This is a genomic window from Winogradskyella sp. 266wxhm, from assembly GCF_058964685.1.
In genome coordinates, this window is the sequence record NZ_CM179559.1 from 149,218 (window position 1) to 169,296 (window position 20,079).

Consider the following 20,079-nt stretch of genomic DNA (forward strand, 5'->3'; position numbering starts at 1 on the left):
AATAAATTAAAATGTCACGTAAAGGCAGACGACATAGTACAGGTTTTGGATATATTGGTTTTGGTAACAATCAGTCTACGTTTAACCAAAAAACGAGCACACCATTTTCTGTTTACAAAGAAAAACTAGATTTAGAAGCGCATTTGCATTATGAAATGCATTTTTTGCATAAAGATCTCAGCAAATCCGATAAGCAAAAAATAAAGGATAAAATCAGGGAACAAGAGCGAAAAGACTTTATAAAAACCGCTATTGTCAGTATTGTAATATTTCTTGGTGTAGCTTACTTGGCTTACTATTTAATCAATCAAATTCTTTCGCATTAATATTTTAAAATGACGGACTTTTTTAAACTCATACGTTGGAAAAATCTTTTAATGATTGCCTTGGTGCAATATTTAATTAAGTATGCCCTACTCAATCCTTTTACAGTATCTCATGGAGTTGCAACAACACTAGATCATTTTCATTTCGCACTGTTAGTGTTAGCTACACTTTGTATTGCTGCTGGTGGTTATATTATCAATGACATCTATGATGTAGAAACTGATAAAGTTAATAAACCCGATAACGTAATTATAGACAAAACTATTTCCGAAAAAAATGGCTATACCTATTTTATGGCTTTGAATATTGCTGGTGTAGGTCTTGGGTTTTACTTATCAAACCATGTAGGTGTTTCTGCTCTATTTGTAGCGTTTTTTGTTAGCTCAGCTTTACTTTACATCTATTCTTCAGCTTTAAAACAAATGTTTCTCATAGGAAATATTATAGTTTCACTAGTGGTGGCCTTAAGTATTTTAATCATTGGTGCGTTTGAATTATTACCATCAATGACCTCAAATAATAGTGTGGCTCAAATGACTTTTTTAGACATTATAAAAGACTATGCCATCTTCGCTTTTATGATTAATTTGGTTAGAGAAATTGTAAAAGATATAGAAGATATTGATGGAGATTATAAAGTAGGAATGCGTACAATGCCTATTGTTTTAGGAAGAACCAGAGCAAACAACATCGCTTTTGCTTTGTCTTTAATTCCTGTATTTGCTGTAATATATTACGTCATCACTTTTTTATTTAAACAGGAATTGGTTGTCGGCTACTTTTTAATTTTTGTTATCGCACCTTTAATTTACATTAGCATCAAACTATTTAGTGCAAAACAAAAATCGCATTATAAACGCATTAGTTTAATATTGAAACTAACGATGTTTACAGGTATGCTATCCTTGGTGCTTTATAATTTCATATTAAAGTAAAATGCTAAACGAAAAGCTAAAAGACTTCAATATTATTCTGGCTTCTGGCTCACCAAGAAGGCATCAGTTTTTAAAAGATTTAAATATTGATTTTGAGGTAAAACTAAAGCCTGTTGAAGAAATCTATCCAGAGCATTTAAAACGAGAAGAAATCACAGATTACTTAGCTAAATTAAAGGCTGAGGCTTTTCAAAACGATTTAAAACCTAATGATATTCTTATCACTAGCGACACTATTGTTTGGCTACATGAAAACGCTATTGGTAAACCCAAAGATGAGGATGATGCTTTTGAAATGATTTCCTCTTTAAGTAATCAAACCCATGATGTAATCACTTCTATTTGCTTCACTCAGCAACAGCAACAAAAAGTTGTGAATACTATTACTTCTGTTACGTTTAAAGCACTTACAGAAGAAGAAATCAGATATTACATTAATACCTACAAACCCTTTGATAAAGCTGGTGCTTACGGTATTCAAGAATGGATTGGTGCCATTGGTATTACCAAAATTGAAGGTTCTTACAATAATGTCGTTGGGCTACCAACACATTTGCTTTACGAAACGTTAAATAGTATTGCTGAAGGTTAATCGAATCGTAATTTTGTAAGAAACTGTGTCTTATGAAAGCTTTTATTTACGTCGTTATATCCTCTTTTTTAGTCACAACTTTTTCTTCATGTAAAGAAAACAATTCCAACACAACAAGCGATTCAAAAACCGTAATAACAACTACCAAGAAAACCGAACCAGAGCAACCGAAAGCCAAACTTTCTGAAGAATTTAAAGCATTTTGGTATAAAGGCGAAGCAGAAATTACGTCTTACAAACTAGAACAAGCACGTTATGGAGAAATGCGAGAAGGCAATGCGGTTTTGGTTTTTGTTACAGAAGATTTTCTACCGGACGAGCAGGTAAAAGCAGATATGTATGACACATCTAATATTCCAGTTTTAAAGTTGAATGCTACAAAGACATTCAACACGGGAATTTATCCATATTCCATAATGCAAAGCACTTTCTACCCTGTAGCTAACAATAAGCATGCTATAAAAATATCGGCTTCTGTACAAGAATGGTGTGGCCATGTGTATACCCAACTTAATAATCGGGATGATTTTGAAATCACCTCACACTCCTACTTTCAAAATGAAGCTGATCAAAAATTTAATTTAGAAAAAACATGGACTGAAAACGAGTTGTGGACAAAGCTTCGAATAGATCCTAATTCACTACCTATAGGTGATATAAGCATAATTCCATCTTTAGAATTCATTCGTTTAAAACACGTTGAACTTAAAGCTTACGAAGCAAGAGCCACTTTAGATGATGATAATTACACACTTACCTACTCTGAATTGAATAGAGTTTTAAAAATTAATTTTAATCCTAATTTTCCTTACGACATCAATGGTTGGGAAGAAACTATAGATAGTGGTTTTGGTGAAGATTCAAAAACATTAACCACAAAAGCCACAAAATTAGAAACTATAAAATCTGACTACTGGAACAAAAATCATAATTCGGATTTAGAACTAAGGGAAACCTTAAAACTTCAATAATTATAAATTATTCTAAACTATATTTGTTTTAGACAACTAACTCATCATGCTTAATTTTTACAATACATTCCGTTCTGAAATTATATACTCCATAATACTTTTAGTAGTTCTCTTTATTATAAGAGCTCTAATTGTGGTCACAGTAAAAAAAATAGGGAAGCAAAGTGGTACTACAGAGGCGCGTGCTAATTTAATAGGACGGTACGTTACCGTTACCTTGGTACTTGTAGCTATTTTAATAGAGGCTTTCATACTTGGTGCACAGACTAGAGATGTTACTCTTGTGTTCTCGTCTGTATTTGCCGTCATTGGTATTGGACTTTTTGCAATTTGGTCTATATTGAGCAATATCACCTCTGGCGTAATTATGTTCTTTTCATTTCCTTATAAAGTTGGGGACAAAATAAAAATACACGATAAGGACTATCCTGTAGAAGCTATTATTGAGGATATCAGGGCATTTCAGTTGATTTTAAGGGAAGATAACGGAGATTTAGTAACTTACCCTAACAATTTAATTCTTCAAAAAGCTGTAACTTTAATGGAGAAAGATGCCTTAGACGATAGCAGTATTTTATGATGATAAAGTTTAGAAAAAAGAAAAAAAAACGCACCCAAAATTACAAAAAGCATATTGGGCAAGTTCCTGGAACCTTAGTTTATACAGGTGAAAAGTCTGGCAAACTCATCATAGAATCTTTTGATTACAACAAAGATAATGTTGAAGAAACTGTACTCCTAAATATTCAAGATGCAGTACCTTTTAAAGATACCGACTCGGTAACTTGGATTAACATTAACGGACTTCATTATGTAGAGGATATTCAAAGTATTGGTGAGCAATACGACCTTCATCCTTTAGTCCTTGAAGATATTGTAAACACAAGTCAACGACCAAAAATAGACGAGTACGAAGATTACATTTTCGTTGTGTTAAAGATGTTGTATTATGATGACAATGAAAATTTAGTCATAGAGCAAGTGAGTTTTGTTTTGGGTAAAAATTACGTATTGACATTCCAAGAATCTGAAGGTGACGTTTTTGATACTATTCGGGATCGTTTAAGACACAGTAAAGGCCGTATTAGAACTTTAAAATCTGATTACTTACTTTATGCTCTAATCGATGCTGTTGTCGATAATTATTTCAGCATTATAGAAACCTTAGGCAATAAAGTTGAAGATTTAGAAACTGAATTGTTTGGTGGTCAAGCTGAAGAAAGTATCAGTTCAGAGATTCAGCAACTAAAACGTGAAATTCTAAAAGTGCGTCGCGCCATTTTTCCACTTCGTGAAGTGATTAATCGCATCGAAAAAATCGAGCATCCATTGATATACAAACGTACCATTACCTACTTTAGGGATGTTTACGACCACATCATACAAGTATCAGAAAATATAGACATATACCGCGAAATGATTTGGAGTTTGATGGACATGTACATGACCACCATTAGCAATAAAATGAACGAGGTTATGAAAGTGCTTACCATTATTGCTACCATCTTTATTCCCCTGACTTTTATAGCAGGAATTTATGGCATGAATTTCGACTACATCCCAGAACTACATTACAAATACAGCTATTTTATACTTTGGGGTATAATGATTCTGTTATTTATTGCCATGATTATCTATTTTAAACGAAAAAAGTGGTTGTAATATAACTTAATGGAGTTAGCAGATAAACTTTTTGAAATCCCAATATTCATAAGTAGGTATATCATTTCCTATATTTATCTACCTGTATTACTTCTTATCATCCTAAAATTATCTATTAATACAAATAGTATAGCTATACCTTTAAAATTTATTAAGTGGGTAATAATAAGCTATTGTATAATAACCATATTATGCTGCCTACTCATACTTATCATACCTAACTCTGGCTATTATGAATTTAAAAGAAGAGCTACAGGGTCATATGCTTGGGCTTATTGGCTGATGTTGTTTTTCAATTGCCTTCTTCCGTTAGTTCTGTTATTCAAAAAATTTGGAAAGAATGTTTATATCGTATTTACCATTTCATTTTTAATGAACATTGGTTCCTTGTTTGAAAAATTTGTTATTATAATTACAAGTTTTCACAGAGATTATTTACCATGATAGTCCGCTAAAAACCATACACAAAACACTAATTACTTTTTGTAACAGTTAAACAAAACCAAAAAACATAGAAAAAGTTAGCATCTTTTTTATATTTGAAAGCAACTAACTAATAACCTCATGTTCCAGATTAGAATCTGTACCCTACTATTTTTAAGCAGTTTACTTGTATTACCTGCTCAACAACCCAAAAAACTTAATTCCTCAGAAATCTACGAAGCTGTTCAAAAACTGAATGTTTTAGCTTCTGTATTATATATCGCAGCACATCCTGACGACGAAAACACACGCTTAATTTCGTACATGTCTAACGAAGTTAAAGCTCGTACTGCTTACCTTTCATTAACACGTGGAGATGGTGGACAAAACCTTATTGGTCCTGAAATCAGAGAGCTTTTAGGTGTCATTAGAACTGAAGAATTACTGGCAGCCAGACGTGTTGATGGTGGCGAACAACGCTTCTCTAGAGCCAATGATTTTGGTTACTCTAAACATCCTGACGAAACTTTAGAAATTTGGAATAAAGATAAAGTCCTCTCAGACATCGTTTGGACCATTAGAAATTTTAAGCCAGACATTATCATTAACCGTTTCGATCACAGATCTCCGGGTACAACACATGGTCATCATACCAGTTCTGCCATGCTAAGCGTAGAAGCTTTTGATTTGGCTAATGATGCTTCAAAATATAATACGCAATTACAATTAACCGAAACTTGGCAACCAAAACGCTTATTTTTTAATACCAGTTGGTGGTTTTACGGTAGTGAAGAAAATTTTGAAAAAGCCGACAAAAGCAACATGCTAAATTTTGATATTGGTGTGTACTATCCGACTAAAGGCCTATCTAATAATGAAGTGGCTGCTTTAGCAAGTAGTCAACACTTATGTCAAGGATTTGGGCGCTTATCTCAACGTGGCACTCAACAAGAATATATAGAGTTCCTCAAAGGAGACCCTTTAGATAATAACAACAATATTTTTGCTGGTATTGACACCTCTTGGAATCGCATTAAAGGCGGAAAAGCCATAGGTGATATTTTGAACAAGATAGAGTCAGATTTTAATTTTGTTAATCCTGCGTCCCATTTACCACAACTTCTCAAAGCTTACCAACTTATTCAAACTGTAGAAAACAAACATTGGAAGGCTGTAAAAACCAAAGAACTAAAAGCTATTATTGAAGCTTGTGCTGGTTTGTATTTAGAGGCTTCATCAAATACTCCAAATGCTACACCTAATTCTAATATTACGCTCAATTTAGAAGTGTTAAACCGTAGTAGTGCTAATATTAGTCTAGCTTCTTACAAACTTTCCACACTTTCTAACGGTATTTCTAAAAACATGGAAATGTCAGAGAATCAAAAGTTGAATTTTGAAGAAGACATTACGATTCCAGCAAATACAAACTACACTACTCCATATTGGTTAAATAAAAAGAGTACACTCGGTATGTACCATGTGGAAGAGCAGGAATTAATAGGTCTTCCTGAAACTCCAAGAGCTATTTTTGTAGATTTCAATTTAAATATTGAAGGGACACCAATTACGATTACCAAGCCTGTTGTTTACCGTTATTCGCAACCAGATAAAGGAGAACTTTATAGACCTTTTGAAATCATTCCGGAAGTTTCCGCTAGTATTGCTGATAAGGTTTTCATTTTTGAAAACGATCAACAAAAAGAAATAGAAGTAACGGTAAAAGCTGGTAGAGATGCTATTGAAGGTTTTGTACAAATGGCATATCCTAACGATTGGAATGTTTACCCTTCAAAACAAAAAGTAGAAATTGCGAACAAAGGTGATATTCAAAAAGTAGTTTTTACCGTTATTCCACCAAAAAATCAAAGCGAAGGACTTATTACTCCGATGGTAAATATTAATGGTGAATTTTACACTGATGAACTCATTGAAATCGACTACTCACATATTCCATATCAAACCGTTTTGATGCCAAGTGAAAGCAAAGTGGTGCGCTTAAATATTGAAAAAAGAGGTAATAACATTGGCTATATTGAAGGTGCTGGAGATGTTGTCCCTGAAAGCTTAAGACAAATTGGTTACAATGTTACTATCATAAAACCTGAACAAATTTCACCTGAAAACCTAACAAATTTTGATGCCATTGTTGTTGGAATCAGAGCTTATAATGTTGTTGAGGAATTAAAATTCAAGCAAAGACACCTATTGGATTATGTTGAAAATGGTGGCAACCTCGTAGTACAATATAACACCAATAGAGGTTTAAAAGTAGATGATTTAGCTCCTTACGATTTAAAATTATCTAGAGATCGTGTTACTGACGAAAATGCTTTAGTAAGAATTTTAGAACCTAACCATCCTATTCTTAATTTCCCAAACAAAATAACTATTCGGGATTTTGAAGGTTGGGTACAAGAACGAGGACTGTATTTCCCTAATGAATGGTCTCAAGAATTCACACCATTATTGGCTTCTAATGATAAAGGTGAGTCTTCTAAAGAAGGTAGTTTGCTTATCGCTAAATACGGAAAAGGAAACTATATTTATACAGGATTAAGTTTTTTTAGAGAATTTCCTGCAGGTGTTTCTGGAGCTTACAGGTTATTTGCTAACTTGCTCTCAGCAGGTAAGGAAGATAATTCAAACCTAAAAGACTAACAACTAACAACTAACAACTAACAACTAACAACTAACAACTAAACTAATGGAAAACCAACCACAACCAAAAAACAAATGGGACAAAATGTACACCATAGTACTTATTGCTAACGCCTTATACATTGTTCTATTCTATTTTATAACAGCTTCATTCGCATAAACTAATATGCCACAAACATTAGATTGGATAGACTGGATTGTACTAATTGCTACATTAGCCATTATTGTTGGTTATGGCACTTGGAAAACCAGAGGAAGTAAAAATGTTCAGGATTATGTAAGAGGTGGCAACACATCCAAATGGTGGACTATAGGCTTGTCCGTTATGGCAACGCAAGCCAGTGCCATTACGTTTCTTTCTACAACAGGTCAGGCATTTTCTGACGGTATGGGATTCGTTCAATTTTATTTTGGACTACCAATCGCCATGGTTATTATCTGTCTGGTATTTATTCCGATTTATCATCGGCTTAAAGTCTATACTGCCTACGAGTTTTTAGAAAATCGATTCGATTTAAAAACCAGAAGTCTAACAGCCATTCTATTCCTTATTCAGCGAGGATTAGCCGCAGGCATAACCATTTTTGCTCCTGCCATTATACTTTCGGTAGTACTGGGTTGGAATATAGTAACACTAAACATTATTATCGGTGTTTTGGTAATTATCTATACAGTTTCTGGCGGCACCAAAGCTGTAACTGTAACACAGAAACAGCAGATGTTTGTCATTTTTGCTGGTATGATTGCCGCATTAGTAATCATTATTAACCTTATTCCCAAAGAAGTCTCTTTTGTAGATGCTATTGATATTGCTGGAGCTACAGGAAAAATGAAAGTACTGGATTTTTCTTTCGATTTAGAAAATCGTTATACTGTTTGGACAGGTCTTCTTGGTGGTACTTTCTTAATGCTATCCTACTTCGGCACAGACCAAAGTCAGGTACAGCGCTATCTTTCTGGCAAAAGCATGAAAGAAATGCAAATGGGTTTATTATTCAACGGTTTACTAAAAGTACCTATGCAATTCTTTATTCTTCTGGTGGGAGTTATGGTATTTGTGTTTTATCAATTCAATCCTTCACCTTTGAATTTTATAGATCGATCAACCGAAACAGTTTTAGCTTCAGAATATGGTGATGATTACAGAGCACTTCAGGCAAAACAAGATTCTATATTTCAAATAAAAAAAACAGTAGCGCTTCAGGTTTCTAGTGACACAAATAATCAATTGAGCAATCAATTATTTGAGCTAGATAGTCTTGAAAAAAATCTTAGAACTGAATCAAAGTTTTTAATAAAAAAAGCGGTTGATAAAGACTACGCTACCCAATATGAAAACCTTGAAAATGAAATTAAATCACTAAACTCAGAAGATAAAACGTATGTTGATAAAACGCAAACTTTAGAGGCTCTGTATGAAACTGCTGCAAAAGACACCAAAACTAATGACAGAGATTACATGTTCATTAGTTTTATCCTAAACAATCTACCAAAAGGTTTAATCGGTTTGCTATTGGCTGTCATACTTTCTGCCGCCATGTCTTCTACAGCATCAGAAATTAATGCGCTTGCTACCATTACATCCATCGACTTATACGGAAGAAATTTAAACGAAGATAAAGGTGATGGTCATATGGTAAAAATGACCAAATGGTTCACACTAGGTTGGGGAATTATTGCCATACTTATTGCTTGTTTTGCCAATTTAGCCGAGAATTTAATTCAGTTGGTAAATATCATTGGATCCATCTTCTATGGGAATGTTTTAGGAATATTCTTATTAGCGTTTTTCTTTAAACATATTAAAGGGAATGCTGTTTTTTCAGCGGCTTTAATAACGCAAGTCATTGTAATAATTGGCTGGTGGTTTGAGTGGATGCCTTATTTATGGTTAAATTTATTCGGTTGTATATTGGTGATTTTCATAGCACATTTGCTTCAACCAATATTTAAAATGTCTACTCATGGAAACTAAAGCAATACGTTGGGGAATTATTGGAGCAGGAAAAATTGCTACAAAATTTGCTAAAGATTTAAGCACTGTTCCTAATACTAAACTATACGCTATTGCATCAAGAAATCTTGAAAAAGCTAAAGTTTTTGGACAAGAATTTGAAGCTGACGTTGCTTATGGTAATTATAAAGAACTGACTTTAGATCCTAATGTTGATGCTGTTTATATCGCAACACCTCATAGCTTTCACAAAGAACATACGATACTTTGTCTGAATCAGAATATTCCTGTTTTGTGTGAAAAGCCTTTTGCGATGAATTTGCAAGAAGTTAAAGACATGATTCAGCTATCGAAAGAAAAGAACACCCTTCTTATGGAAGCCTTATGGACAATTTTTCTTCCGCATTTTCAATACGTTATTGAACTATTGAATAAAAAACATTTTGGTACTGTTGTAAAACTTGAAGCTGATTTTGGATTTAAACCAGAATATGATGAAACGTCTAGGGTGTTTGATAAATCGGTTGGTGGTGGAAGCCTTTTAGATATTGGCATCTATCCTATTTTTGCAGCGCTTTCTACACTAGGAAATCCAAATAAAATTGATGCCAAGGCTAACTTTTTTGAAAGCGGAGCAGATGCGGAATGCAAAATGATATTCAGTTATAATGAAGCCGAAGCTCATTTAAAAAGTACTCTAACCGAAAATACTCCCACAGAAGCTATTTTCACATGCTCAGAAGGTACCATAAAGATTAACACCAAATTTCATCAACCTTCTACAGTTACTCTAATAGATAAGTTTAATAATTTTGAACTTGTAACATTCAATTATAACACCATTGGTTATAGTTACGAAATAGAACATTTTAATCAACTAATAAGAGATGGTAAAACCGAAAGCGATATAATGACTTTTGAAAAAAGCATCGCATTGATTTCTACACTAGATAAGGTAAGAAATAGTATTGGGCTGCAATACCAATAAAAAACGCAACTCATTATGAGTTGCGTTTTTTTAAATTATATACGATAATAGCTTAATATCTAACTATTATTTTGCTCCCCATTCTTTTAATGAATCTTCATTCATTTTTACATAATCATCATTTCCAGCCTTTTTAGCAGCCTCTAAAGATTTTTTCGCAGCAGCTATAGCACCTTTCTTATCACCATTAGCAGCATGGATTAAAGATTGTTGTCTAAAATACCAGAAGCGAGGCTCGTCTTTAGACATTTCAACCGCTTTGTCAATCCATTCCATAGCTTGTTCTAAATCTTCTTTTTCAGATAATTTGTACACAGCAGCCGAATAATAATCGTTTGCAGATGGACCAGACATCGCCTTTTCAATTGAAGCAGCTACTTTAGTTTGTGTTGGAACTTCAAATTTTACCGCTACATAAGCTTTCTCCCACATGATACCAAGGTTTGCAGAATTATTTGTTAAGTCATCAAATGTAATGGTGTATGTTTCTATATCTACAGGTAATTCATAAACTTGTGCTGTAGCTTTTACCGCTACTTTAGAATCATCCCATTCTTGTGGATTTCCCCAGTTATTTGTATCTGTATAAAAGATAACTTCCCAGGATTTCTCAGAAGGAATAATATAAATAGCATAAGAACCTGCCTTTAACGTAGTACCATCAATAGTTACATCATCACTAAAAGTGATAACAGTATTCCTATTTGCTCCTGCTCTCCAAACTTTTCCGTAAGGCACAAGGTCGCCAAAAATAACTCTACCTCTCATGTTTGGTCTAGAGTATTCTAATGTGACATCTGTAAGTCCAACTTTCTGTTCTACAGTACTAAAAGGACTCGGTTGTGGTGTTTCAATTTGTGCATTTACAGACACTGTGAGCGCTAGTGCAAATACAAAAAGTATTAGTTTTTTCATCTTTGTTTGTGTTGATTATTAATAACTCAAAATTACAATATAAGCTTCCCTGAGAATGTTAACGAATACTTAAAATGAAATTTAACACAAAAAATAACACGAAAATAACATTGAATAGCTTATTTAATCGTAATATTGCAATATAATAATTAAGTGAATTTATGGGACTAACGAAATCTGAGATTTTTACAGAAGAACAAAACCAAATTGCTACCATAGCTAAGGCTTTTGCGCATCCAGCAAGAGTGGCTATACTGCAATATATTTTCAATTCTAGCACTTGTATTTGTGGTGATTTGGTGGACGAAATTGGCTTGGCACAAGCTACAATATCCCAACACCTTCGAGAACTAAAAAACATAGGTTTAATTAAGGGAAATATAGAAGGTACAAGCGTTTGCTATTGTATAGATGAAGATAATTGGGCTAATGCAAAAGATCTTATTTCTCAATTTTTAGATTATGAATCTAAAAAAACTAATTGTTGTTAAATCATATTGATTTTATATCAATACAAAACATATAATTATGAAAACTGAACAAGAACTTAAAGACATCGTAAAAGAACGATACGCAAAAATTGCAGAACAAGGCAAAGCAGAAAATGCTTCATCTTGTTGTGGTGCTACTACTCCATCCAACAAAGTTTATAACATTATGATGGATGATTACTCAGAAACTGACGGCTATGTTAGTGATGCCGATTTAGGCTTAGGCTGTGGATTGCCAACACAATTCGCTTTAATCCAAAAAGGAGATACTGTTATAGATTTAGGCTCTGGTGCTGGTAACGATTGTTTTGTGGCGAGACATGAAACAGGTAGCAGAGGTAAAGTTATTGGTATTGACTTTACACCTATTATGATACAAAAAGCACGTATCAATGCTGAAAAACTAGGCTACAACAATGTTGAGTTTAGAGAAGGTGATATAGACAATATGCCTGTTTCAGATAATATTGCCGATGTCATTGTGAGTAATTGTGTACTTAATTTAGTGCCTAACAAACAAAAAGTTATCAGTGAAATTTTTAGGGTTTTGAAACCTGGTGGTCATTTTAGTATTTCAGATATCGTCTTAGTTGGTGACCTACCTAAAGCTTTAAAAGAAGATGCCGAGATGTATGCTGGTTGTGTGGCTGGTGCTATTCAAAAAGAGAATTATTTAAAACACATTTCTGATCAAGGCTTTATAAACATCAATATTCAAAAAGAAAAGCCTATTACTATTCCTGATGATATCTTAAGCAAGTATTTAGATGAAGAGTTGATTAAACAGTTTAACTCTGATAATGTAGGTATTTTCAGTATTACAGTTTATGCTGAAAAACCAGGAAAAAAGGAAACTAAACCAAAACTTCAATTAGCAGACATTACAAATGATGAGCCTTGTTGCTCACCTGATGGTAATTGTTGTTAAATCATATAAAATCACCAACCAAGTATGTTATTTTCAAAATTATCAGAAAAAATAGATAGTCTTAACACATCTATAATTTCAGAAGAAAGAAAAGCTGTTTTACAACCTTTAATTGACTTCGTTCAGTCTAAAGTTGATGTAAAACAAATTATCAATCTCAATTTTATTTGTACACACAATTCCAGAAGAAGTCATCTATCCCAAGCTTGGGCTCAAGTGACAGGCTCTTATTTTGGGATAGAAAACTTGTTTTGTTATTCTGCAGGTACCGAAGCTACAGCTTTGTTTCCTGTAGCTGCAAAAACCTTAGAAAATTCAGGATTTAAAGTAGAAACACTATCTCAAGGAGAAAATCCTATTTACAGTATAAAATACAGCGAGAACCAACATCCTATTATTGGATTTTCAAAAACCATAGCTTCAGATTTTAATCCAGAAAGTGGTTTTGCTGCTATTATGACCTGCTCTTCTGCTGATCAAGGCTGTCCGTTTATTGTAGGTGCAGAAAAACGTATTCCTATTACATATGAAGATCCAAAAGTCTCAGATGGCAAACCGCAACAAGCTGAAAAATATGAAGAACGTAGCATTCAAATCGCTACTGAAATGAAGTTTATTTTCTCACAAATAAAGCTATAACAAATGAAAAAGAAACTTAGCTTTTTAGATAGTTACCTAACACTTTGGATATTTTTAGCAATGATTATTGGTGTTGGAATTGGTTATTTTGCTCCTTCTTTTCCTGAGTTAATCAATAGCTACAGTAGTGGTTCTACAAACATTCCCATAGCAATCGGACTGATTTTAATGATGTATCCTCCATTAGCAAAAGTGAATTATGCCTTATTACCAAAAGTGTTTAAGGATGTAAAAATACTTTCAATTTCATTGATTCTCAATTGGATTATTGGCCCAATTTTAATGTTTGTTTTAGCTATTATCTTTTTACAAGATTATCCAGAATATATGGTTGGACTCATTCTTATTGGCTTGGCACGTTGTATTGCGATGGTTTTAGTTTGGAATGATTTAGCAGAAGGTAGTAGTGAGTATGGAGCTGGCTTAGTGGCGTTGAATAGTATTTTTCAAGTTTTTGGCTATAGCTTTTATGCCTATTTATTTATTACAGTATTGCCTCCATATTTTGGCTTTGAAGGTGCCATTGTAGATATTTCAATTGCAACTATCGCTGAAAGTGTTGCCATATACTTAGGCATTCCTTTTCTACTAGGCATTTTATCACGACTTATGCTTGTAAAACTGAAAGGAGAAGAATGGTACACTAAGAAGTTTATCCCAACTATCTCTCCATTGACTTTAATAGCATTGCTTTTCACCATCGTGGTAATGTTTTCTCTTAAAGGTGAGCTTATTGTAGAGATTCCAATGGATGTGCTAATAATAGCTATACCATTGCTAATATATTTTGCCCTTATGTTTATTATAGGCTTCTTTACTAGTAAAGCCATGGGTGCCGATTATGATAAAAATGCAGCCATTGCCTTTACAGCAGCTGGTAATAATTTTGAATTGGCTATTGCTGTAGCTATTGCTGTATTTGGATTAAATTCAGGACAAGCATTTGCAGGAGTTGTTGGCCCTTTAGTAGAAGTTCCTGCTTTAATTTTATTAGTTAGAGTGGCTTTTTGGTTACGAAAAAAATACTATTTGCCTCAAAAAGCCTAATTTTTAAATCTGCTTGTTTTATAGTTTAGTTAAATTTTGTTTAACTTTTAAAATAAATAGTTAAACATTTAATATCTTTACGTTGTAAATCAATTACCATGGCAAAGAAAAAAAACATAAAACAAGCAGATTTGATGTCGCTATATATGGATTATGTATTAACGCATAACCAACAACCTAAATCTGTATACTCCTTTTCAAAAGACAACAATTTTGAAGAACAAAAATTCTACGAACATTTCAATTCTTTTGATGCTTTAGAAAAAAGTATTTTCAAAGCGTTTTTTGATAATACTCATGACGTTTTACAAAAAAGCGAAGACTATCAATCTTTTGATGCTCGCAATAAACTTTTAAGTTTTTACTATACATTTTTTGAAGTACTTGCGGCTAATAGAAGTTATGTCATCTATGCTCTAGAAAATGAAAAAAACAAGCTAAAAACACTTAAGACGCTTTCAAGCTTGAAATCTAGCTTCATCAAATATATTTCTATTTTAGATATTAAAACGCTAGACTTGAAAGAAGAAAAGTTAGAGAAACTTCAAAAAAGAAGTATTGAAGAATCTGCTTGGATACAACTTTTAATGACCATAAAGTTTTGGATAGATGATACTTCTAAAGCGTTTGAAAAAACAGATGTGTTTATTGAAAAATCAGTCAACACCAGCTTCGATCTTATCGATACCACTCCATTAAAAAGCCTTATAGACTTCGGAAAGTTTATTTACAAAGAAAAATTTAAAATGAACGCATGAAGACGATAGACAAAATACCTGTTTCAAAAATATCAAGAGCTACCAAATTAGTCTCTACTGGAGCAAAAGTTGGTGTAAACTACTTAAAATATTACGGAGATAAGATTACTAAATCTGAGGAAGAGGCTAAAGAACGTCTCAATAAAAATAATGCTGAAGATATTTACGATAGCCTAAAACAACTTAAAGGTAGCGCACTAAAAGTCGCGCAAATGCTAAGTATGGAAAAAAGCATATTACCACAAGCTTATGTAGAAAAGTTTTCGTTATCTCAATTTTCTGTACCTCCATTGTCTGCTCCTTTGGTGATTAAGACGTTTAAAAAATATTTTGGGAAACACCCAGAAGAATTATTCGATACTTTCAATGCAACTTCAGTAAATGCTGCAAGCATTGGCCAGGTTCACTTGGCCGAAAAGGATGGGAAAAAATTTGCTGTGAAAATCCAATATCCTGGAGTTGCAGAAAGTATTGCTTCAGACTTAGCTTTGGTAAAGCCCATTGCTATTAAGATGTTCAATATTAAAGGGAAAGATTCGGATAAGTACTTCAAAGAAGTTGAAAATAAACTCGTTGAAGAAACCAATTACATCTTAGAATTACAACAGAGCAAAGCGGTTGTAGAGGCATGTAATCATATTCCAAATCTTAAATTCCCAGAGTATTACGAAGAATTTTCGTCGGAACGCATTATCACAATGGATTATATGAAAGGTGAACATCTTTCTGAATTTGTGCAACATAATGCAGATCAGGAATTATCCAATCAATTGGGACAAGCGTTATGGGACTTTTATATGTTTCAAATACATAAGTTGAAAAAAGTTCATGCCGATCCACATCCTGGTAATTTTTTGATTTCTGAAGATGGAAATTTAATCGCGTTAGATTTTGGTTGTATGAAAACCATTCCAGATCAATTCTATAAACCGTATTTTGAGTTGGCTGACAAAAAAGTGATTAGTAATCCTGAAGAGTTTAAAGCCAAACTTTACGAATTAGAAATCTTAAGAAAAGATGATTCTGAAGAAGAAATTATCTTTTTCACTGATATGTTTCATGAATTGCTAAGCTTATTTACCCAGCCTTTTCATGCAGAAAATTTCGACTTTTCGGATGCTCAATTTTTCGGAAAAATTACTGAAATGGGACAGAAATATTCTAAGAGTACAGAATTGAGAAACATGAACGGTAATCGTGGTTCTAAACATTTTATTTATATCAACAGAACCTTCTTTGGACTTTACAATTTAATGTTCGACCTCAAAGCAAAAGACATCAAAATCAACAACTTTAACAACCTATAAATGATAGAATTTGATAACAACGATATTAACCAAATGCATCATTTATACCGAATAAACCTTATTAATAGTTGTTCTGGCTACAAGTCTGCAAACCTTATTGGCACAAAAAGTAAAGACGGTATAAGCAACGTAGCTGTTTTTAGTTCTGTAACACATTTAGGATCTGATCCTGCTTTATTGGGCTTTTTCCTCAGACCGACTACAGTTATCAGAAATACGTATGACAATATAAAAGAAACTGGTTTTTTCACATTAAATCATATTCATCAAAATATTCTTGAAGATGCACATCACACCTCTGCAAAATACGATGCTTCTATTTCTGAGTTTGATGTTACTAGTCTCGATGAAGAATTCAAGGATAATTTTTCAGCTCCATTTGTAAAAAACTGTCCATTGCAATTGGCTTTGGAATATGTTGAAGAGTATTCAATTAAAGCTAATGATACTATTCTATTGATTGGAAAAATCAAGAAATTATATGTGAAAGATGGCTTATTAGAAAAGGACGGCTTCATCAATTTGTCAAAAGGAAAAGTTGCAGCAATTAATGGTTTAGATGCTTATGCTGTTCCAAATTCCAACACACGTTTAGAGTATCAAAGACCTAAACCTGAATTTGAAAACATAAATGATTAAATGCGAATTCTACTCACAGGTACAACGGGCTATATTGCCAAAAGATTAGCACTTCAGCTTTTAGAAGATGAGCATGAGCTTGTTTGTTGTGTCCGTGATTTAAATCGTATTCCAGATGAAATTGAAAATCATCCCTCTTGCTCTTTTATTAAGCTCGATTTTTTAGATCCAGAACCTAATAAGATTCCAGAAGATATAGATACAGCTTATTATCTGATACATTCTATGTCCACAAGCTCTAACGACTTTGCGGATTTAGAGCGTCAATGTGCTCAGAATTTTAAGAATTTGGTCAATGCTACACGTTGCAAACAAGTGATTTATCTCAGTGGTATTGTTAACGATAATTCACTTTCAAAACATTTAAAATCGCGCTTACAAGTTGAAAACACACTAAAGTCAGACAACTATGCACTTACAACATTTAGAGCCGGAATTATAGTCGGTAGTGGAAGTGCTTCTTTTGAAATCATAAGAGATATTGTAGAAAAGCTACCGTTTATGATTACTCCGAGATGGCTAAAAACAAAAACGCAACCTATTGCCATTCGTGATGTATTAGGTTTTCTGTCTGGCGGATTGGGCAAAGAAGAATTGTACAATAAATCCTTCGATATTTTCGGTCCAGAAGTGCTTAGCTACAAAGAAATGTTATTACAATTTGCTGAAGTCCGTAACCTCAAACGTCATATCGTAACACTTCCGGTTTTAACACCAAAATTATCATCTTACTGGCTGTATTTTGTAACCTCAACTTCGTTTAAATTGGCTGCTGCTTTGGTAGATAGCATGAAAGTTGAAGTGATCGGAAAACCTAGCAACATCAATGAAATCATTGGTATAGAACCTGTAGATTACAAAACAGCTGTAAATCTTGCTTTTCAAAAAATTGAGCAAAATGCTGTAGTCTCTAGTTGGAAAGATGCCATTAGCAGTGGCAGATTTAACGTGCAGCTCTCTAAATATATTGAGTTACCACATTTTGGTTGTTATAAAGATATACGACATAGAACGGTAAAAGATGAAACGTTTACCCTCAATAAAATCTGGAGTATTGGTGGGCGAAATGGTTGGTATAGTTTTAACTGGCTTTGGAAAATTAGAGGTTATGTTGACAAACTTTTTGGAGGTGTTGGATTACGTCGTGGAAGAACGCACGACACTTATTTAGAACCAGGTGATGCTCTCGATTTTTGGCGTGTACTATTTGCCGATAAAGACGAAAAACGCTTACTATTATTTGCTGAAATGCGTCTACCAGGTGAAGCTTGGTTGGAATTCAAAATTGTAAAAGACCAGCTCTACCAACGTGCAGTTTTTAGACCAAGAGGTATTTGGGGACGATTGTATTGGTACGCGGTTCTACCCTTTCACGCTTTCGTTTTTAATGGAATGATTAACGCCTTGATTAACAAAAAGTGAAAGGTGTAAAAAAACAACATTTGCCCACAAAAACATGTCTTGTTTGTGAGCGACCATTTACATGGCGCAAAAAATGGGCATAAGATTGGGACAACGTTAAATATTGTAGCGAAAAATGCAGAAGGACAAAATAGAAAACTTAGTTTGGTTCAGAAATGATCTTAGAACCATAGATAATGCTGTATTAAGTGAAGCTACAAAAAATGGTAGTAAAGTTTTTGGTGTGTATTGTTTTGATCCAAAACAGTATGAAGTCGATGCTTTTGGTTTCAAAAAAACTGAGAAATACAGAGCTAAATTCTTAATTGAAACTGTTGAAAATTTAAAAGCGCAACTCAGTAACCTTAATATTGACTTATTAGTTTACCATGAGCATCCTGAGGAAATCATTCCTTCAATTTGTGAGACTTACGATGTTAGTAATATTTATCTTCAAAAAGAATGGACACAGGAAGAAGTTGATGTTGAAAATACTGTTAAAGAAAAAGTAAACAATGTGTTTTGGCATCACATTTATAATCAGTTTCTATATCATCCTGAAGATATCAACTTTGAGATTCACCAAACACCTCAAGTATTTACAGTATTCCGAAAAAAACTTGAAAAGTACATCGCTATTCGACATGAGTCGACAATCAAGAAACAATCTGAAACTAATAGAATTGAAAACGAAACCAGAATTCCAACATTAACAGATTTAGGTTTTGAAGATTTTGAAACGCATACCAATTCTGCGTTTCCATTTAAAGGAGGTGAAACCGAAGCTTTACAACGACTGGAAGACTATTTCTTCAACACCAAAAAATTAGGTTTTTATAAGAAAACTAGAAATGGTTTAATTGGTAAGGACTACAGCTCAAAATTTTCACCTTGGTTGGCTAACGGAAGTATTTCCGCTAGAACGATTTATTGGAACGTCAAGCAATTTGAAAAAGAACACTACAATAATGAGTCTACCTATTGGCTCATTTTTGAATTGATTTGGCGCGACTATTTTAAATACATTTCCCTGAAGCATGGTAATTCAATTTTTAAGTTAGATGGCATTCTAAATAAAAATTATGAGTGGAAAACAGACCAAAAATTAATTGACGATTGGATTAATGGAAACACTAAAAGCGACTTTGTAAATGCCAACATGATTGAACTCAAAGAAACGGGCTGGATGAGCAATAGAGGTCGCCAAAATGTTGCATCCTATTTTGCAAAAGAGTTGCAACTAGATTGGCGTATTGGTGCCGCCTATTTTGAATCACTCCTACTCGACTACGATGTTCACAGCAACTATGGCAATTGGATGTATGCAGCAGGAGTTGGTAACGATCCAAGAGATAGAAAATTCAACATACAGCTTCAAGCTGAACGCTACGACAGTAAAGGAAGTTATAGAAATTTATGGTTACAACCGAGTTTGTTTTAA

At 33.5% G+C, this 20,079-nt stretch carries 19 protein-coding genes and 1 pseudogene; 19 read left to right on the top strand and 1 reads right to left on the bottom strand.

Annotated features, from left to right (window positions below; translation table 11 throughout):
* Positions 1 to 11 precede the first annotated feature (11 nt).
* The 9 genes from AC2H4K_RS00705 (at position 12) to AC2H4K_RS00745 (ending at position 10,513) form a co-directional block, all read left to right on the top strand.
* Positions 12 to 326, top strand: a complete 315-nt coding sequence (locus AC2H4K_RS00705) for a hypothetical protein (protein WP_281141307.1) — start codon at positions 12 to 14, stop codon at positions 324 to 326.
* 9 nt (positions 327 to 335) lie between these two features.
* A complete protein-coding gene (locus AC2H4K_RS00710) occupies positions 336 to 1,262 on the top strand; it encodes a geranylgeranylglycerol-phosphate geranylgeranyltransferase (protein ID WP_281141306.1) in 927 nt (308 codons plus the stop codon).
* A gap of 1 nt (position 1,263) precedes the next feature.
* Positions 1,264 to 1,854, top strand: coding sequence for a Maf-like protein (locus AC2H4K_RS00715; protein WP_281141305.1), 591 nt, complete (start codon positions 1,264 to 1,266; stop codon positions 1,852 to 1,854).
* Between the two features lie 32 nt (positions 1,855 to 1,886).
* Complete coding sequence (locus AC2H4K_RS00720) at positions 1,887 to 2,825, top strand: septum formation inhibitor Maf (protein WP_281141304.1); 939 nt, start codon at positions 1,887 to 1,889, stop codon at positions 2,823 to 2,825.
* Between the two features lie 46 nt (positions 2,826 to 2,871).
* A complete protein-coding gene (locus AC2H4K_RS00725) occupies positions 2,872 to 3,405 on the top strand; it encodes a mechanosensitive ion channel domain-containing protein (protein WP_493742682.1) in 534 nt (177 codons plus the stop codon).
* The gene (gene corA, locus AC2H4K_RS00730; protein WP_493743057.1) at positions 3,405 to 4,487 is read left to right on the top strand and encodes a magnesium/cobalt transporter CorA; all 1,083 of its coding nucleotides are present in this window, start codon (positions 3,405 to 3,407) and stop codon (positions 4,485 to 4,487) included. The genes AC2H4K_RS00725 and corA overlap by 1 nt, the downstream gene beginning before the upstream one ends.
* Positions 4,488 to 5,051: 564 nt before the next feature.
* Positions 5,052 to 7,571, top strand: a complete 2,520-nt coding sequence (locus AC2H4K_RS00735) for a PIG-L family deacetylase (protein WP_493742683.1) — start codon at positions 5,052 to 5,054, stop codon at positions 7,569 to 7,571.
* 166 nt (positions 7,572 to 7,737) lie between these two features.
* Positions 7,738 to 9,546: a sodium:solute symporter family protein gene (locus AC2H4K_RS00740; protein ID WP_493742684.1), complete on the top strand. Its 1,809-nt coding sequence runs from the start codon at positions 7,738 to 7,740 to the stop codon at positions 9,544 to 9,546.
* On the top strand, positions 9,536 to 10,513 hold the full coding sequence (locus AC2H4K_RS00745) for a Gfo/Idh/MocA family protein (protein ID WP_281141300.1): 978 nt from the start codon (positions 9,536 to 9,538) through the stop codon (positions 10,511 to 10,513). The genes AC2H4K_RS00740 and AC2H4K_RS00745 overlap by 11 nt, the downstream gene beginning before the upstream one ends.
* A gap of 66 nt (positions 10,514 to 10,579) precedes the next feature.
* Here the strand turns inward: AC2H4K_RS00745 and AC2H4K_RS00750 are convergent, their stop codons facing one another.
* On the bottom strand, positions 10,580 to 11,428 hold the full coding sequence (locus tag AC2H4K_RS00750) for a DUF2911 domain-containing protein (RefSeq protein WP_281141299.1): 849 nt from the start codon (positions 11,426 to 11,428) through the stop codon (positions 10,580 to 10,582).
* 161 nt (positions 11,429 to 11,589) lie between these two features.
* Here AC2H4K_RS00750 and AC2H4K_RS00755 point away from each other — a divergent pair, with 161 nt between their 5' ends.
* The 10 genes and pseudogenes from AC2H4K_RS00755 (at position 11,590) to AC2H4K_RS00800 (ending at position 20,079) form a co-directional block, all read left to right on the top strand.
* Positions 11,590 to 11,919, top strand: a complete 330-nt coding sequence (locus AC2H4K_RS00755) for an ArsR/SmtB family transcription factor (protein ID WP_281141298.1) — start codon at positions 11,590 to 11,592, stop codon at positions 11,917 to 11,919.
* 37 nt (positions 11,920 to 11,956) lie between these two features.
* Entirely contained in the window at positions 11,957 to 12,847 is an 891-nt protein-coding gene (locus AC2H4K_RS00760; RefSeq protein ID WP_281141297.1) for an arsenite methyltransferase, read from the top strand.
* Positions 12,848 to 12,871: 24 nt separating this feature from the next.
* Positions 12,872 to 13,486, top strand: coding sequence for an arsenate-mycothiol transferase ArsC (locus AC2H4K_RS00765; protein ID WP_281141296.1), 615 nt, complete (start codon positions 12,872 to 12,874; stop codon positions 13,484 to 13,486).
* Between the two features lie 3 nt (positions 13,487 to 13,489).
* A complete protein-coding gene (arsB, locus tag AC2H4K_RS00770; RefSeq protein ID WP_281141295.1) occupies positions 13,490 to 14,533 on the top strand; it encodes an ACR3 family arsenite efflux transporter in 1,044 nt (347 codons plus the stop codon).
* Between the two features lie 98 nt (positions 14,534 to 14,631).
* Positions 14,632 to 15,291, top strand: coding sequence for a TetR family transcriptional regulator C-terminal domain-containing protein (locus AC2H4K_RS00775; protein WP_493742685.1), 660 nt, complete (start codon positions 14,632 to 14,634; stop codon positions 15,289 to 15,291).
* The gene (locus AC2H4K_RS00780) at positions 15,288 to 16,598 is read left to right on the top strand and encodes an ABC1 kinase family protein (RefSeq protein ID WP_493742686.1); all 1,311 of its coding nucleotides are present in this window, start codon (positions 15,288 to 15,290) and stop codon (positions 16,596 to 16,598) included. The genes AC2H4K_RS00775 and AC2H4K_RS00780 overlap by 4 nt, the downstream gene beginning before the upstream one ends.
* Complete coding sequence (locus AC2H4K_RS00785; RefSeq protein WP_493742687.1) at positions 16,599 to 17,237, top strand: flavin reductase family protein; 639 nt, start codon at positions 16,599 to 16,601, stop codon at positions 17,235 to 17,237. It begins immediately after the preceding gene.
* Positions 17,238 to 18,659, top strand: coding sequence for an SDR family oxidoreductase (locus AC2H4K_RS00790; protein ID WP_493742688.1), 1,422 nt, complete (start codon positions 17,238 to 17,240; stop codon positions 18,657 to 18,659).
* Positions 18,656 to 18,739: pseudogene (locus AC2H4K_RS00795) on the top strand (DUF2256 domain-containing protein); the annotation flags it as partial. The gene AC2H4K_RS00790 and the pseudogene AC2H4K_RS00795, both read left to right, overlap by 4 nt.
* A 35-nt stretch (positions 18,740 to 18,774) precedes the next feature.
* Entirely contained in the window at positions 18,775 to 20,079 is a 1,305-nt protein-coding gene (locus AC2H4K_RS00800) for a DASH family cryptochrome (protein WP_493742689.1), read from the top strand.

What these genes read in the sequence shown, in the direction of transcription:
- arsB (WP_281141295.1), top strand. Translation starts at nt 13,490, where the DNA reads ATGAAAAAGAAACTTAGCTTTTTAGATAGTTACCTAACACTTTGGATA.
- AC2H4K_RS00785 (WP_493742687.1), top strand. Translation starts at nt 16,599, where the DNA reads ATGATAGAATTTGATAACAACGATATTAACCAAATGCATCATTTATAC.
- corA (WP_493743057.1), top strand. Translation starts at nt 3,405, where the DNA reads ATGATAAAGTTTAGAAAAAAGAAAAAAAAACGCACCCAAAATTACAAA.
- AC2H4K_RS00720 (WP_281141304.1), top strand. Translation starts at nt 1,887, where the DNA reads ATGAAAGCTTTTATTTACGTCGTTATATCCTCTTTTTTAGTCACAACT.
- AC2H4K_RS00760 (WP_281141297.1), top strand. Translation starts at nt 11,957, where the DNA reads ATGAAAACTGAACAAGAACTTAAAGACATCGTAAAAGAACGATACGCA.
- AC2H4K_RS00780 (WP_493742686.1), top strand. Translation starts at nt 15,288, where the DNA reads ATGAAGACGATAGACAAAATACCTGTTTCAAAAATATCAAGAGCTACC.
- AC2H4K_RS00800 (WP_493742689.1), top strand. Translation starts at nt 18,775, where the DNA reads ATGCAGAAGGACAAAATAGAAAACTTAGTTTGGTTCAGAAATGATCTT.
- AC2H4K_RS00745 (WP_281141300.1), top strand. Translation starts at nt 9,536, where the DNA reads ATGGAAACTAAAGCAATACGTTGGGGAATTATTGGAGCAGGAAAAATT.
- AC2H4K_RS00735 (WP_493742683.1), top strand. Translation starts at nt 5,052, where the DNA reads ATGTTCCAGATTAGAATCTGTACCCTACTATTTTTAAGCAGTTTACTT.
- AC2H4K_RS00710 (WP_281141306.1), top strand. Translation starts at nt 336, where the DNA reads ATGACGGACTTTTTTAAACTCATACGTTGGAAAAATCTTTTAATGATT.
- AC2H4K_RS00740 (WP_493742684.1), top strand. Translation starts at nt 7,738, where the DNA reads ATGCCACAAACATTAGATTGGATAGACTGGATTGTACTAATTGCTACA.
- AC2H4K_RS00790 (WP_493742688.1), top strand. Translation starts at nt 17,238, where the DNA reads ATGCGAATTCTACTCACAGGTACAACGGGCTATATTGCCAAAAGATTA.
- AC2H4K_RS00725 (WP_493742682.1), top strand. Translation starts at nt 2,872, where the DNA reads ATGCTTAATTTTTACAATACATTCCGTTCTGAAATTATATACTCCATA.
- AC2H4K_RS00705 (WP_281141307.1), top strand. Translation starts at nt 12, where the DNA reads ATGTCACGTAAAGGCAGACGACATAGTACAGGTTTTGGATATATTGGT.
- AC2H4K_RS00765 (WP_281141296.1), top strand. Translation starts at nt 12,872, where the DNA reads ATGTTATTTTCAAAATTATCAGAAAAAATAGATAGTCTTAACACATCT.
- AC2H4K_RS00755 (WP_281141298.1), top strand. Translation starts at nt 11,590, where the DNA reads ATGGGACTAACGAAATCTGAGATTTTTACAGAAGAACAAAACCAAATT.
- AC2H4K_RS00775 (WP_493742685.1), top strand. Translation starts at nt 14,632, where the DNA reads ATGGCAAAGAAAAAAAACATAAAACAAGCAGATTTGATGTCGCTATAT.
- AC2H4K_RS00750 (WP_281141299.1), bottom strand. Translation starts at nt 11,428, where the DNA reads ATGAAAAAACTAATACTTTTTGTATTTGCACTAGCGCTCACAGTGTCT.
- AC2H4K_RS00715 (WP_281141305.1), top strand. Translation starts at nt 1,264, where the DNA reads ATGCTAAACGAAAAGCTAAAAGACTTCAATATTATTCTGGCTTCTGGC.